The sequence below is a fragment of the Streptomyces sp. NBC_00637 genome (assembly GCF_045161545.1).
Taxonomy (GTDB): Bacteria; Actinomycetota; Actinomycetes; order Streptomycetales; family Streptomycetaceae; genus Streptomyces.
In genome coordinates this window covers 970,776-984,693 of record NZ_CP109046.1, presented here as the reverse complement: position 1 = coordinate 984,693, position 13,918 = coordinate 970,776, and the positions used below count along the sequence as shown (strand labels likewise).

At 72.7% G+C, this 13,918-nt stretch carries 12 protein-coding genes; 4 read left to right on the top strand and 8 right to left on the bottom strand.

All coding sequences use genetic code 11. From position 1 onward, the window contains the following. Positions 1 to 48: 48 nt before the first annotated feature. Positions 49 to 693: a peptide deformylase gene (locus OG440_RS04230; RefSeq protein WP_406005467.1), complete on the bottom strand. Its 645-nt coding sequence runs from the start codon at positions 691 to 693 to the stop codon at positions 49 to 51. Positions 694 to 853: 160 nt separating this feature from the next. Here OG440_RS04230 and OG440_RS04225 point away from each other — a divergent pair, with 160 nt between their 5' ends. Next, positions 854 to 2,287, top strand: a complete 1,434-nt coding sequence (locus tag OG440_RS04225) for a PepSY-associated TM helix domain-containing protein (protein WP_406005466.1) — start codon at positions 854 to 856, stop codon at positions 2,285 to 2,287. Between the two features lie 108 nt (positions 2,288 to 2,395). Here OG440_RS04225 and OG440_RS04220 read toward each other — a convergent pair whose 3' ends face one another. The 3 genes from OG440_RS04220 to OG440_RS04210 form a co-directional block, all read right to left on the bottom strand. Then, entirely contained in the window at positions 2,396 to 2,767 is a 372-nt protein-coding gene (locus tag OG440_RS04220) for a tetratricopeptide repeat protein (RefSeq protein ID WP_406005465.1), read from the bottom strand. A 49-nt stretch (positions 2,768 to 2,816) separates the two neighbouring features. Then, positions 2,817 to 3,320 (bottom strand): MarR family winged helix-turn-helix transcriptional regulator, encoded by a 504-nt coding sequence (locus OG440_RS04215; RefSeq protein WP_406005464.1) that lies wholly within the window; start codon positions 3,318 to 3,320, stop codon positions 2,817 to 2,819. A 95-nt stretch (positions 3,321 to 3,415) separates the two neighbouring features. Next, positions 3,416 to 4,111, bottom strand: coding sequence for a GntR family transcriptional regulator (locus tag OG440_RS04210; protein ID WP_406005463.1), 696 nt, complete (start codon positions 4,109 to 4,111; stop codon positions 3,416 to 3,418). A 647-nt stretch (positions 4,112 to 4,758) separates the two neighbouring features. Here OG440_RS04210 and OG440_RS04205 point away from each other — a divergent pair. The 3 genes from OG440_RS04205 to OG440_RS04195 all read left to right on the top strand — a co-directional run bounded on the left by OG440_RS04205 (position 4,759) and on the right by OG440_RS04195 (position 9,774). Then, on the top strand, positions 4,759 to 6,429 hold the full coding sequence (locus OG440_RS04205; RefSeq protein WP_406005462.1) for a carboxylesterase/lipase family protein: 1,671 nt from the start codon (positions 4,759 to 4,761) through the stop codon (positions 6,427 to 6,429). A gap of 135 nt (positions 6,430 to 6,564) precedes the next feature. Beyond that, a complete protein-coding gene (locus tag OG440_RS04200) occupies positions 6,565 to 7,977 on the top strand; it encodes an alpha/beta hydrolase-fold protein (protein WP_406005461.1) in 1,413 nt (470 codons plus the stop codon). A 15-nt stretch (positions 7,978 to 7,992) separates the two neighbouring features. Next, positions 7,993 to 9,774: a carboxylesterase/lipase family protein gene (locus tag OG440_RS04195; protein WP_406005460.1), complete on the top strand. Its 1,782-nt coding sequence runs from the start codon at positions 7,993 to 7,995 to the stop codon at positions 9,772 to 9,774. Here the strand turns inward: OG440_RS04195 and OG440_RS04190 are convergent. From OG440_RS04190 to OG440_RS04175, 4 genes are all read right to left on the bottom strand, one after another. Beyond that, on the bottom strand, positions 9,696 to 11,051 hold the full coding sequence (locus OG440_RS04190) for a hypothetical protein (RefSeq protein WP_406005459.1): 1,356 nt from the start codon (positions 11,049 to 11,051) through the stop codon (positions 9,696 to 9,698). The genes OG440_RS04195 and OG440_RS04190 overlap by 79 nt on opposite strands. A gap of 19 nt (positions 11,052 to 11,070) precedes the next feature. After that, entirely contained in the window at positions 11,071 to 12,384 is a 1,314-nt protein-coding gene (locus OG440_RS04185; RefSeq protein ID WP_406005458.1) for a neutral/alkaline non-lysosomal ceramidase N-terminal domain-containing protein, read from the bottom strand. A gap of 135 nt (positions 12,385 to 12,519) precedes the next feature. After that, positions 12,520 to 12,855, bottom strand: a complete 336-nt coding sequence (locus tag OG440_RS04180; protein WP_406005457.1) for a hypothetical protein — start codon at positions 12,853 to 12,855, stop codon at positions 12,520 to 12,522. A gap of 11 nt (positions 12,856 to 12,866) precedes the next feature. Further along, positions 12,867 to 13,799 (bottom strand): MFS transporter, encoded by a 933-nt coding sequence (locus tag OG440_RS04175; RefSeq protein ID WP_406005456.1) that lies wholly within the window; start codon positions 13,797 to 13,799, stop codon positions 12,867 to 12,869. Positions 13,800 to 13,918 lie beyond the last annotated feature (119 nt).

Genomic DNA, 13,918 nt, shown 5'->3' with positions numbered 1-13,918 from the left:
GCGGGAGGGCGCCGCGCGGACCGCTCGCCGCCGTGATCGCCCCGACAGTCAGGGGAGTTCGAAGCCCAGCGCCCTCGCGGCCGGGTCCGCCGTCGGCTGCGTCCAGCGTTCGAGCACGGCCTGATTGGCCGAGAGCGAGCGAAGTTCGGCCCGGTCGAGGTAGAGCAGCCCGTCGAGGTGGTCCGTCTCGTGCTGGACGATACGGGCGGGCCAGCCGCCGAACACCTCGTCCAGCGGCCGGCCGTGCTCGTCCGTGCCCGTGAGCCGCACCTCGGCGTGCCGGGCCACCACCGCCTGGTAGCCCGGCACGCTCAGGCAGCCCTCGAAGAAGGCGGCGCGGGCCGGACCGAGCGGCTCGTACGACGGGTTGACCAGGACCCGGAACGGCTGGGGCACCCGTCCACGGGCCAGCCGCACCTCTTCCGGCACCGGCGCCGGGTCCTCGATGACGGCGATCCGCAGCGCCACTCCGACCTGCGGGGCGGCGAGGCCGACGCCCGGCGCCGCGTGCATGGTGACGCGCAGGGCCTCGACGAACCGGGCCAGCAGAGCGGGGTCCAACTCGCCCTCGTAGCGCGGTGTGCCCGTCCGCAGGACCGGGTCCCCGGCCGCGACGATGGGCAACGGGCCGCCCGGGGCGAGGAGTTCCTCGATCCGTTCGGCAAGGGGCGCGCGGGGACTGGGAGATGCCATCCGGCCAGCATGCCACGACAGTGCGGTGTGTGACGCACGTCACTCGAATCGGCGGGAACTCGGCACCACCTTCCGCCGACTACTGGTGCGTCACGGCTGAAAGACGTCCCCCGGACCGCTGTCCCCGACCCACTCCTCCTGCCCCCGGAGAAGCCCCGCCATGTCCACCGCTCCCTCGACCTCCCCCAATCCCGGCTCCGCTCGAACGGGGGCACCCCCGTCGGACGAGACCCCGCACGCAGTGGCCCCCGCGCCGAAGTCCCGCGGCCCCTGGGCCCCCCTGCGCCCGCTGGTACTGCGTCTGCACTTCTACGCCGGTGTGTTCGTCGCGCCCTTCCTGCTGGTCGCCGCCACCACCGGGTTCCTGTACGCCGGCGCGTTCCAGGCCGAGAAGCTCGTGTACTCCCACGAGATGACCGTGCCGGTCGGCGACACGAAGCTGCCGATCTCCGAGCAGGTGGACGCCGCCCGCGAGGCCCACCCCGAGGGCACGGTTTCGGCCGTCCGCCCCTCGCCGCAGGACGACGCCACGACCCGCGTGATGCTGTCCGGCGTCAAGGGCGTCGCCGCCACCCACACCCTCGCCGTGTTCGTCGACCCGTACACGGGCAAGGTGCGCGGCGCGCTGGAGCAGTACGGCTCCACCGGCGCGCTGCCGCTGCGCACCTGGATCGACGAGTTCCACCGCGATCTGCACCTCGGCGAGAACGGCCGCCTCTACAGCGAACTCGCCGCCAGCTGGCTGTGGGTGATAGCGGGCGGCGGTCTGGTGCTCTGGTTCTCCCGGCGACGCGCACTGCGCAAGGTCCGCGGCACCACCGGACGGCGCCGCACGCTGGGTCTGCACGGCACCGTCGGCGTATGGGCCGCCGCCGGCTTCATCTTCCTGTCCGCGACCGGACTGACCTGGTCCACCTACGCGGGCGCCAACGTCGACGTACTGCGCACCTCGCTCGGTCAGGCCACCCCGTCGGTCTCGGCGGCCGCGAGCGGCGGCGAGCACGCCGGTCACGACACGGCCTCCGCCGCCGGCGGGGACGGCGAGCACGGCGTCGGACTCGACACGATCCTGGCCGCGGCCCGGACCGAGGGGCTGGGCGACCCGGTCGAGATCGTCCCGCCCGCGGACGCGTCCTCCGCGTACGTCGTCAAGCAGGTGCAGCGCAGCTGGCCCGAGAAGCAGGACGCGGTGGCGGTCGACCCGGCCACCGGGGAGGTCACCGACGTACTGCGGTTCGACGAGTATCCGCTGCTCGCCAAGCTGACGCGCTGGGGCATCGACCTGCACACCGGGGTCCTGTTCGGGCTGGTCAACCAGCTCGCGCTGATGGCTCTCGCGGGCTCCCTGATCCTGCTGATCGTGTGGGGCTACCGCATGTGGTGGCAGCGCGGCCGAGGATCGGCCTTCGGCCGGCCCGTCCCGCGCGGTGCCTGGGCGCAGGTGCCGCCGTACGTCCTCGTCCCGCTGCTGGCGGGGGTGGCCGTGGTCGGCTACTTCGTCCCGCTCCTCGGCATTCCGCTCGCCGGGTTCCTGGTCGTGGACGTCGTCCTCGGCGAGATCGCGCACCGGCGGGGGCGGCGGACGGCCGCCTGACGGCCCTGTCCACGGAAGCGGCCGGTGGGCCAGCACACAGGTGCGGCCCGCGCGCCGCACAGGAAGCGGCCCGGCGGTGTCACCGCCGGGCCGCTCGTCGTACCGGGCTCAGGCCTCGGGGAAGTCCCCGGCCAGCGCCGAGGCGAGGCGCAGGTGCGGTCCCGCCTCCGTGTGCCGACCCTGCCGTTCCAGGGTGCGGCCCAGCATCAGCCGGGCGTAGTGCTCCACCGGCTCTCGCTCGATGATCAGCCGCAACTCGGTCTCGGCACGCCGAAGTTGGGCCGAGTGGTAGTAGGCGCGGGCCAGCAGCAGCCGCGGTCCGGTCTGCTCCGGCACCTCCTCGACCAGGGAGACCAGCACCCGCGCGGCGGCGGTGTACTCCTTGGCGGCGAAGAACAGCCGCGCCCGCTCCCAGCGCTCGGCCTGCGTTCCGTGGGCGTAGTAGGCGGTGCTGTCGGTCGTCTCGTATGTGGTGTCCACTCGTGCCTCCTTCGAGGCCGACAACCGGAAGCGGTGATTGAATATTCCACTACCCGGGGGGTGCCTCTTCCCGGGCCGGGGTGTCATGTGCGGCCGGGTCGAGCGGCACGTCGAGCAGGAGCAGCAGTTCGCCGACGAGTGTGCGCGTGCGTGGGCTCTCCAGGCCGCCCAGCGGTTCCAGCAACTGTTCCAGCAACCCCTGGACCACCTGGACGGCCCGTCGCGTCACGTCCTGGCCCCGCTCGGTCAGGGCGAGCTGCACGGCGCGCGGGTCGCGGGGAGCCCGGGTGCGCTCGATCAGGCCGGCGGACTCCAGGGCGCGCGCCAGCTTGGAGACGTAGAGCGGCTCCAGGCCGGTGTGGTCGGCCAGGCGGCGCTGGCTGGGGCGTTCGCCGGCGTGCCGCATTCCGTACAACGAGGCGACGAGCGCGTACTGGGCGTGGGTCAGACCGAGCGGGGCCACCGCCCGATCCACGGCGACCCGCCACTTCGTCGACAGCCGCCACACCAGAAAACCGGGCGTCGCCCCTCCGGAGCCGGTGGTTTCACTCATGCCGATACAGTACATGGCTAGTATTCCGGTGGCCGGTGGCCGGTGGCCGGTGGCCGGTGGGGAGGGGCGGGGCCTCGTCGTGAACCGGTGGGCCGTCAGGCGGGCGGCGTCCCGGGAGGCGGGTCCAGCAGCAGCGCCCGGCGGGCGGCGCCGACGTGGTGGCGCATCGCGGCGACGGCCGCGTCGGGATTGCGGGTGACGAGGGAGAGAAGGATCGCCTGGTGCTCCTCCAGCGACCCCGACCTCGGGTGCGGGGCGGAGAGGTTGCGGTACTGGCGCATCACGAGGGGATAGACCAGCGCGTCGTAGGCGCGCGCCAGGGTGTTCTGGTGTGCGGCCAGCTTGATCTGCTGGTGGAAGCGCCGGTTGCCCCGCGAGTAGGCCTCCTGGTCGCCGCGGTCCCGCGCCTCCGCCATCTCCGCCAAGGTGCGCCGCAGGTCGGCGATCTCCTCGTCGGTGGCCCGCTCCGCCGCCTTGCCGGCGAGCGCGGACTCGAGCGTCTCGCGGGCCTCCAGGATGTCCACCGCCTCCTCCACGGAGAAGCTTCTCGTCCGCACCCCGCGGTTGACCTCGCTGGTGACGTAGCCCTCCTGGGCCAGCCGCACCAGTACCGCGCGCATGGTGCTCCGCGACACGGTGAACATCCGGGTCAGATCCGCCTCGGTCAGCCGTGTGCCGGGCGCGACGCTCCCCGACAGCAGCAGCGAGCGAAGGCCCTCGTACGCCTGGCTGTAGCGGGTGGACGACGCCTTCGCCTCGCCCGCGACCTCGTTGGTGTCGTCCTGCTGCACCTTGACCACCCCTGTGTCCCGTGAGGATGAGCACCGCGGCGGGAACCCTAGCCGACCGCGGGCCGGCCCCCCGGCTGCGACGAGCGCGGATACGGCCGTCGAGCCGTTCGACCCCAGGCCGTACGGCCCGCGCCGAACGGCCCGACGGCGGGCGCGCGGACCTCGACGGCGCCGTCCCCGGAGTCCCGCAACGAGCTGAGGCCGCGCGCGATTGTTGGACAATGCTCGGCGGCTCGACGGGCGAGGTCGGCTCCGGAAGGCGGCCGGTGGAGGCCGGTCGACGAGGGCTCGCGGCCCGCCCGCGGGGGCGACCAGGCATGTCGGCGTGTGCGGGGGCGCCCGGACCACGCTCGACGGGTGAAGGCTGCGGGCCCGAGAGGCCGACGGCTCGCTTCAGAGGTTGTAGGAAATTTCGTCACGCATATTGCTCACAATATTGCCGGGCGGTTAGGTTCTCGTACACACCGGCAAGCCCCCACGGCACACAGTGCACGTGACCCGCGCTCCGCTCCGGCCGAGCGGTCGGCCCGACCCACCACGGCCGAGCGGTGTCGGCGCGATCTCCGCGAAGGGCGCCTCCCCCCACTCATCGTCGTCCCCCCACAGCAGTTCACCGTTCCCGATCACGCAGTCAGGAGCTGGGAACCATGAATAGAGCGAGATCATCCCACCGCATCGCCGTCGCCATGGCCGCCGTGGGCGTGCTCGGCCTGGGGCTGCTGTCCCCGGTCGCCGCCGACGCCCTGCGGTCCGGAGCCGACCCGGAACCCGCCGCACACCCCTCGTCGCTCGTGGTGCGCACCGACGCGGGCAAGGTCCGCGGCGACAGCCGGACCGGCTACGACGAATGGCTCGGCATCCCGTACGCCGCCGACCCCTCCGGCCCCGACCGGTGGAAGTCCCCGCAGCCCGTGCCCACCTGGTCCGGTGTACGCGACGCCACCGCCTTCGGCAGCCGGTGCGCGCAGAACTCCGGCTGGGACCCCGGCTACGAGAAGGCCGTCACCAGCGAGGACTGCCTCGCCCTGAACGTGTACGTCCCCGACGGCGCCAAGGCCGGCGCCCCCGTCGTGGTGTGGATCCACGGCGGCGGCAACACCGGCGGCGCGGGCCAGGACACCGACCCGCGCAGGTTCGTGCAGCAGACCGGCGCGATCGTCGTGACCATCAACTACCGCCTCGGTGCACTCGGCTTCCTCAACCTGTCCGAGTTGCGGACCGAGAGCGGCAACGGCCCCGGCAACTACGGCCTCCTCGACCAGCAGGCCGCCCTGCGCTGGGTGCACGGCAACATCGCCCGGTTCGGCGGCGATCCGAGGAACGTGACCATCGCCGGACAGTCCGCCGGCGCCGGCGCGGTCTGTGACGAGCTCGCCTCGCCCACCGCCAAGGGCCTGTTCGCGCACGCCGTCATCGTCAGCGGCAGCTGCAACCTGCAGACGGCGGCCTCGGGGCAGGCGCAGAGCACCGCGTTCGTCAGGGCCGTCGGCTGTGACACCGCTTCCGACGTCCTGGCCTGTCTGCGCGCCACACCCGCCGCCGATCTCCTCGCCGCGCAGAAGAAGGCCGGCGTCTCCCCGTCCGTCGGCGGAACGGCCTTCCCGGTGAACCCCGGGACCGCCGTCCAGACCGGCAACTTCCACCGCGTCCCGGTGATGCTCGGGCAGACCGACAGCGAACGCGGCCTGTTCACCTTCCAGAACTACGACTATCTCGGCACCCCCATGACCGCCGCGGTGTACGAGCAACAGGTGCGCTCCACCTACGGCGCGAACGCCGACGAGGTCCTGGCGGAGTACCCGCTCAGCGCCTACGACACGCCGGGCGAGGCCTGGACCGCCGTCCAGAACGGCTCCACCTCCTTCACCCGGCAGCAGCTGTTCACCGCGCTGTCGAAGTGGGTGCCCACCTATGCCTACGAGTTCGCCGAGAGCGACACCCCGCACTTCGCTTCGATCGACCTGCTCCAGCAGACGAGCGAGACGGCGCGCGACTATCCGTTCGGGGGCGCGGTCCACGTCGACGACCTCGGCTACCTCTGGAACTACCTCGGCCAGACCCTGCCCTACGACGACGACCAACTGGAGCTGTCGCAGCAGATGATCGGCTACTGGGGCAGCTTCGCCGCCGACGGCGACCCCAACGGACCCCGGACGCCCGCCTGGCCGACGTACGACCCCCGGACGGGCGACCTGATGTCCCTGAAGGCCTGCGACACCGCTCCGTCGGGCAACCGGGCCCCGGCGGCCTGCTCCAAGGTCACCGACGGCTTCGCCGCCGAGCACAACCTCGACTTCTGGGCCGGCCTGACGGCCTGACCACCCGACGACAGCCGACCACGCCGCTCCGCGGCCGGCCCCCGCCCCCGGCAGACGGGACGGACGCCGGCCGACGGCCCCGCCTTCCACCCCCGCCTTCCCCCCTCCCGCCCTCTCCCGGGGAGCCGATCCGCCATGCCTTCCTTCGCCCTGCCGTCCTTCGGCACGCCGTCTCGCACCCCACCCGGCCCCGCCAGGCGCCGCGCGACAGCGCTACTGCGCACGCTCGCGGTACTGGCCGCCGCGCTCGTCCTCACGGCGGCCGCCGGTGCCGCCGCACACCCCGGCCGGACGTCCGGCGGCACGCCCCCGCTCGCCCCGGACGTCGTCCACACCGGTACCGGCCCCACCGGATACCGCGTCACCTTCCGCTACAAGGACCCCGACGCCACCCGCGTCCAGATCAAGGGCGAGTGGTACTTCGCCGACCCGTACGAACTGGCCGCGCTCAGCACCGACGACGGCACCGCCCTGGAAACGCCCGGCACACCGCCCACCCGATGGCGGCCGGGCGACATCCCCCTCGCGTATCCCAACTCACCCGCCGCCAACTGGCCCGTGACGGACATGAAGAGGGGGCCAGGCGGCGTGTGGACGTACACCACCCCCCTGCCGTCCGGGGTCTTCACCTACTCCTTCTACGTCGACTGCGCCGACGACACCCAGGCCACCTGCACCGCCGCCTCCGACCCGGCCAACCCGCCGTGGAACGAGCACGACGGCAAGGTCCTGGGCACCGTCGAGCGCACCAGCCAGGTGTACGTGCCCGCGGACACGAGGTTCGGGACGGTCGACGCCGCCTGGCAGGGACCGAGTCCGACCGGCCGGCGCGGCACGCTCCGCCACCTCACGTATCCCGCCCCCACTTCGGTCACCCCGCCCGGCGAGAACCACCTCTCCGTGTACACCCCGGCGGGCTACGACCCCCGGCGCGCGAAGCCGTATCCCACGTTGTACCTCTTCAGCGGCGACGCCACCGAGATGGACTGGAGCACCCAGGGCGACGCGGGACACATCCTCGACCACCTGATCGCCACCGGGCAGATCCCCCCGATGGTCGTCGTGATGCCCAACACGGCGGGGTTCCCCGCCTCCACCGGCTACGCCTCCTTCGACCGGAACCTCACGGACACGCTGATCCCGTACCTGGAGTCGCACTACCACGTCTCCACCACGGCCGGCGACCGCGCGGCCGCCGGTCTCGGCTACGGCGCGTCCCTCACCAACTCCCTCCTGTTCGACCACACCTCCGCGTTCGGCTCGTACGGCGTCTTCAGCCCGGGCCGGCGCGGCAACTACACCCTGCCCGCCGCGTCCGCCCTCACCGACGCCCAGGTCACCGCACTCTCGGCGGCGCGCGTCTACGTCGGCGGCGGATGGCAGGACCCGAGCCACGACTACCACGCCGACGAGGTCTCCCTGCTGAGCGGCCTCGGTGTCGCGGTGACCCCCGGCTTCGTCAACGGCGGCCACAGCTGGTCCGCGTGGCGCGTCAACCTCAAGGACTTCCTCACCCACACCGCCTTCTTCCCGCCCGTGGCGGGATGACATCAGGAGATGCGCATGACCGAATCCCACAACCCGTCGGACAGCCCGTCGGACCGCCCGTCGGACGGCCCCCACCCCCGTCCCACGCCGTCGGGGCCGCGCCGACGGGACGTCCTCGCCAGCACCGCGGGCCTCGCCGCCGGCGCCGTCCTGCTGGACGGCCTCGGGGCACAGCCGTCGTCAGCGGCCGTGCCGTCCGCCTCAGGGTCGTCGGCGTCCGGATCGTCGGGGAACGGGCCGGTGCGGACCGAGTCCGGCCTCGTCTCCGGTGTCCCCGCCGCGACGACCGGTGTCACCGTCTTCAGGGGGATCCCCTACGCGGCCACCACCGCCGGGAAGAACCGCTGGCGCCTGCCGCAGCCGGCACCGTCGTGGAAGGGCGTCCGCAAGGCCGACACATTCGGCGACGCGCCCCCGCAGGCGTCGGCCACCCTCACGATGAGCGAGGACTGCCTCAACCTGAACATCTGGACCGGCGCCCGCAGCGGCGGGGAGCGGCGTCCGGTCTACGTATGGCTCTACGGTGGCGGGTTCTCGGCCGGAAGCGGCTCGGACCCCGCTTTCGACGGCTCGGTACTGGCGGGCAAGGGCGTCGTCGTGGTCACCATCAACTACCGCCTGGGTGCCCTGGGATTCCTCGCCACGCCCGAACTGAGCGCGGAGGACCGGCACGGCGTGTCGGGCAACTACGGGCTGCTCGACCAGATCGCCGCGCTGAAGTGGGTCCGGCGGAACATCGCCGCGTTCGGCGGCGACACCCGTCGCGTCACCGTGGGCGGCCAGTCCGCCGGCGCCGGCTCCACCGACATGCTGTCCATGTCCCCGCTCACCGCCGGGCTCTTCCGGCGTTCCCTCGCCGAGAGCCAGGTCCGCCACCCGGGCGACCCGGAGCTGCGCTACCTCGGCGTGTCCCTGCGGAAGATGGACACGGCCCTCGAACAGGGGCCCGCCTACGCGGCATCGAAGGGGGCGAGCACGACGGAGGAGCTGCGGGCCCTGCCCTGGCAGGACTTCACGGACGGCGCCTCGCTCAAGGACGAGAGCGTCGACACCAAATCCGTCGCGAAGCCACCCCTGTTCCGGCCCGTCGTCGACGGCTGGGTGCTGCCCGCCGGCTACATGGCGACCTACGAGGCCCGTGCGCAGCACGACGTCTGGTACCTGGCGGGCAACAACCTCGACGAAAGCGGGGCCGTACCCGAGACCGCCTTCGCGTACTGGCGCGAGGCGGGCTACCCGGACCGCCCCGGAGCGCCGCCCGTCCATGTCACCCTCGACGACCATGTCAGCGCCGCCCGACGGAAGTTCGGCGCGATGGCCGACGAGTTCCTCGCCCTGTACCCGGCCGCCACGGACGACGAGGCCGCCCTCGCCGGTAACGACGCGGTCCGCGACAACTCGCGTGTCTCGACATACCTGTGGGGCAAGGAGTGGACGAAGGGCGCCCGCCGGCCGGTGTACACCTACTTCTGGACACACCGCCCGCCCGGCCCCGACCACGACATCCGCGGGGCGTACCACGGTTCCGAGATCGTCTACTTCTTCGGCAACCTCTACCCGGGCACCCAGGCCTGGACCGACCAGGACCGCGAGATCGCCGACACCCTGTCCTCCTATCTGGCGAACTACATCACCTCCGGCGACCCCAACGGCCACGGGCTGCCCCACTGGCCCGCCTACCGGCCCGGTTCGCCCACGGTCATGGAGATCGGCGAGCACTACGGACCGATGCCGGTGGCATCCCCCGAGAAGGTCGACTTCTGGAGGCGGTTCTTCGCCACGCAGGAGGCCTGGTAGTCGGCCCGCAGCGAGACGAGCGCCTCCCCGAGGCGGGCGGCGACGGCCTCCGCCGCGCCCCTGCCGTAGCGCGAGTTCATCGCGGTGTAGGTGATCCGCTCGTAACTCCCCTCGTCCGCCATGTACTTGGCGGCGCCGTTGACCATGGTCACCACACAGGTGTCGGGGAACGGCGATGCCGCTTTCACGGCCAGGCCGGTACGGGCGTTCAGCTCGGCCTGCACGCCCGCGTAGACGGCGTCGCCGATCCGGACGACGACGAAGGGCGCGTCGGCGGTGCCGTCGGGCGTGAACGCGTAGCGGGTGGCCGGGCGCAGGTCGTGCGGTCCTCCGGCAGGGGGTACCTGGGCGGGGACGCGCACGCTGTCGTGGATCACCTTCAGGGGTGTGGCCGGGGGCGTGGTGCGGATGGTGTCGCCGACCCGTACCGCCTCGGCGGCCAGGCGTTCGCCGAGCATGTCGACCAGCGTGTGGCCGTCGTCGTGGAGGTCGGAGAGGTGCGGTTCGCCGTCCTCGCCGACGACGCTCCGCACGGCGGTCAGATAGGGCGCCTGGTCGCCGGCGGCGCCGATCAGGAAGAGCGCCACCGCGCCGTCACCGTAGTGGTCCTCGATCCGCCGGGTGGCCGCGCCCGCCAGGTCGGCGCCGACCTGGCGTTCGCCGGCGCGGGTGACGGAGCCGTTCATCACCGACGACTGCACCGCGTGGTTGAGCAGGAGGGCGACGGGGGTGCCTTCGGGCCCGTCGACGCGGAGAATGCCCAGGCCGGGGTCGGTCGGACCGGCGTCGTCGGCGCCGAGCCACCAGCCGTGCGGGGTGCGCACGTTCCGCTGGACGCCGACCCGGCAGGTGCCGTGTCCGAAGCCGACGGTGGCGGGCCGCAGCGTGCGGACGGCGTCCGCGGCGGCCCGGGTCACGGCGTGGTCGACGGCCTCGGCCAGGAGGGCGGTCTTCTCCCGCTCGTTCTGGGGTGTGCGCTCGGGCGGCGGGACGTGCGGGGCGGAGAAGGTATGGCTCGCCACGATCAGGCAGTCGAGCGGATCGACTCCGCAGACCCGGCCGAGGATGTCCCGGGTGCGGGCGAGCTGGTCGTCGAAGACGGAGGTCTGGTCGATCACCGTCAGTGCCAGCCGGGTCGTTCCGTCGTCCAGCACGACCACCCGGACGTACAGCGGATCGTGAACCGAGGTGAAGCCGTCCACGGGGAAGAGGGAGGAGGGCAGGTGCACGGCCGCCTTGCCGGCACCGGCGGTGAGGGGGTTCGTGGGGGAAGTCATGGCGTCCGGTCTCCGTTGCTCAGCCCGTGCGGCCGGTGATCATGCCGATCAGGCCGTCGACGATGGCGCCCTCGGCGTGCCCGCGCCGGATCGGGCAGCCGTTGACCGAGTGGACGGGGCGGTCGAAGCGGGCGTCGTCGGGGAGGTAGCCGATGCGGTCGTTGGCGAGGGAGACGAGCAGGGTGTGGGCCAGGGGCGACTCGGTCCCGAGGCGTCGGCCGATGTCGGTCACGACCTCTCCGGAGACCCCGCACAGGGCCACGTCGTTGAGCCGGACGAGGGCCAGCCGCAGCGGCACGCTGTCGACGGAGTCCTGCCGCATCGTCTCCATGACGTCGTGGCCGGACTTCACCGGGCAGGCCACGGTGCGCTGTTCGGCAGTGATGCGGACGGCCGCGGTGGCGTCGCCGATCCGGTCCGCCACCCGCAGCGCTTCGGCGCCGACCATCAGGCCCTGGGCCTCCATCGCCGCGTAGGCGCGGACCTTCTGCCGCTCGGTCGGAACGACGCCGAACGGAAGCCCGAGAGCGACGCGCGGGGCCTGGTCGCCCAGCGGGCCGGGCATCCACAGGGCCACCACGTCGCCGCCGGAGCGCTCTTCGCCGTCACCGCTCTCCCCGGCATGACCGCCCGCTGCTTCGGCGTAGCCGTCCTCGATGTGGCGGCAGGCCGCGCCCGCCAGGTCACCGCTGACCTCGCCGGTGCCGAAGACCACGGTGGAGTGCACCGCGTAGTGGACGAGGAGGGCGAGGGGTACGCCGTCCAGGGTCTCGAACTTCAGGACCCGGAGCGTCTTGTCGGACGGACCGTCGGGGTTGTGCCCGAGGCTCCACCGGCCGTCGGCGTACTCCTCGCGGTTGACGTTGACGTCGGCGGTGCCGGTGCCCACCCCGAACCGGGCCGGGCGGGCGGTCGCCCGGGCCCGGCGCACGGCGGCGACGATCGCGTCGTAGACGACGTCCGTGTACGCGAAGGACTCCGGCCCGCCCGCGTGGGCCAGCGCACCGGGGGAGACGTCGGCGATCCGCGGGGCGTTGTGGGTGTGGGTCGCCGTGACGACCACGTGCCCGGCCGGGATGCCGAGTTCACGCGCGATCCGTTCGCGGACCGGGGTGATGTCGCCGACCTCGATCAGGTCCAGCGAGACGAGGGCCACCTCCGTGTCACCGTCGGTGAGATACAGCGCGCGCAGGAACAGCGGATCGTGGACGCCGGAGAACGCGCCGGGCATGGGGTGCAGCCCGGTCAGGTCGGCCGGCGTGATGTCCGTCTTGGCGACGCCCGCCCGCAGCCGTACCGGACGGGGCGTGACGGGAGGCGGGCCGGGGGACACGGACCGACCTTCTTCTGGTGCCGGCAGCAAGGGTGATTCTCCTGGTCGTTGGTCGTTGGTCGTTGGTCGTCGGGTGAAGAGGACGGGGGGCGGGGTGGGTCCGGCGCCGGTCGCGGGGCGCCGCTCGCAGAGGGCTCAGCCGGCCTCGGCCAGAGACGTCCCGGTGTTCTCGCGCGCGCCGTCGGACACGGTGGGATCGGCGCCGTCGCGAAGTCCGTGGCGGGGCAGCCGGGGGAGCCAGAGAAGTCCGATCAGCGTGGCGACCGCGCCCAGGGCGATCAGGATGGTCATGAACAGGGTCGGGGCCCGCTGCACGAGCGTCGGCGTGAACAGACCGACACCGGCCATGACGTAGCGGGCGGCTCCGAAGGTGAGGCCCTGGGCGGTGCTGCGGATACCGGTGGGGAAGACCTCCTGGCTCCACACCTTGTACAGGCCCTCACCGGCCCAGGTGCCCGCGATGGTGTTCATGACGAACAGGATCACCAGCGAGACCACCGAGAAGCCGCCCACGACGGCGGCGAGGGGGCCGACGGCCAGGGAGACGAGCCCGACGACGAGAGCGTCCCGCGCGCCGGGGAGTCGGCGAGCCGCTGGAAGAGCATGGCGACGCCGATGCCGACGACCATGGTGGCCCAGCCGATGAGGCTGAACACCCGGATGGTGGAGTGGCCCAGGTCGACGACGAGGAACGCGCCGAACTGGCCGATGGTGTTGGGCATGATGCCGCTGATGACGAAGTAGAGGCCGGTGGCGAGCAGGCCCATGCCGTACGGCTTGCGGAAGACCGCCCGCAGGTCGCGGCGCGCGGCGGGCTCTTTGCGGGAGCGCTGCCAGGCCGCCGACTCGGTCAGTCCGCGCCGCAGGAACCACACCACGAGCGACACGAGCAGGAGATGCCCGAACATGATCTTCGCGCCCAGGGGGCCCATGCCGCCGACGAAGAAGCCGAGGACCTGCACGAGGCCGACGCCGGCCAGCCACAGGGTCTGTGAGTAGGCCACGGTGGAACTCTGCTTACCCGCGGCGGCCTCCTCCGCCATCAGGGCCAGCGAGGTGGGCACGTCCGCGCCCATGGCGAGTCCCGTGATCACCACGCCCGCGAACAGCACGGCCTCGTCAGGCGCGAGAAGGATGGTCAGGACGCCGATCGCGTAGACCACCAGGTCGACGGAGTAGACCGCCCGGCGGCCGAGGATGTCGCCCAGGCGGCCGCCGACGACGGCGCCGGTGGCGAACGTGAGCATGAGGACGGAGTTCAGCGCGCCGACCGCCCAGGTACTCAGCGCGAACTCCTCCTGGAGGATGACGGACGACATCCCGACGGTGACGATGGTCGCGCCGTCGAGGTAGGAGGCCATGCCGCCCAGGGTGGCGGTGTACCAGGGGCGGGGTGGCAGCGGGGTGCGGGGCATGACTGTGCCTCGTTTCGGGGGCAGGCGCTCGGGACCGGGTGACGGGGAGTGGGGTCGCCGGGCAACGGGGACGGGGAAGCGGCGTGCCCGCCCGGAAGGCGGGGCGCGATCGTGGTCCG

What these genes read in the sequence shown, in the direction of transcription:
- OG440_RS04230 (WP_406005467.1), bottom strand. Translation starts at nt 693, where the DNA reads ATGGCATCTCCCAGTCCCCGCGCGCCCCTTGCCGAACGGATCGAGGAA.
- OG440_RS04225 (WP_406005466.1), top strand. Translation starts at nt 854, where the DNA reads ATGTCCACCGCTCCCTCGACCTCCCCCAATCCCGGCTCCGCTCGAACG.
- OG440_RS04215 (WP_406005464.1), bottom strand. Translation starts at nt 3,320, where the DNA reads ATGAGTGAAACCACCGGCTCCGGAGGGGCGACGCCCGGTTTTCTGGTG.
- OG440_RS04205 (WP_406005462.1), top strand. Translation starts at nt 4,759, where the DNA reads ATGAATAGAGCGAGATCATCCCACCGCATCGCCGTCGCCATGGCCGCC.
- OG440_RS04200 (WP_406005461.1), top strand. Translation starts at nt 6,565, where the DNA reads ATGCCTTCCTTCGCCCTGCCGTCCTTCGGCACGCCGTCTCGCACCCCA.
- OG440_RS04195 (WP_406005460.1), top strand. Translation starts at nt 7,993, where the DNA reads ATGACCGAATCCCACAACCCGTCGGACAGCCCGTCGGACCGCCCGTCG.
- OG440_RS04190 (WP_406005459.1), bottom strand. Translation starts at nt 11,051, where the DNA reads ATGACTTCCCCCACGAACCCCCTCACCGCCGGTGCCGGCAAGGCGGCC.
- OG440_RS04180 (WP_406005457.1), bottom strand. Translation starts at nt 12,855, where the DNA reads ATGAACACCATCGCGGGCACCTGGGCCGGTGAGGGCCTGTACAAGGTG.
- OG440_RS04175 (WP_406005456.1), bottom strand. Translation starts at nt 13,799, where the DNA reads ATGCCCCGCACCCCGCTGCCACCCCGCCCCTGGTACACCGCCACCCTG.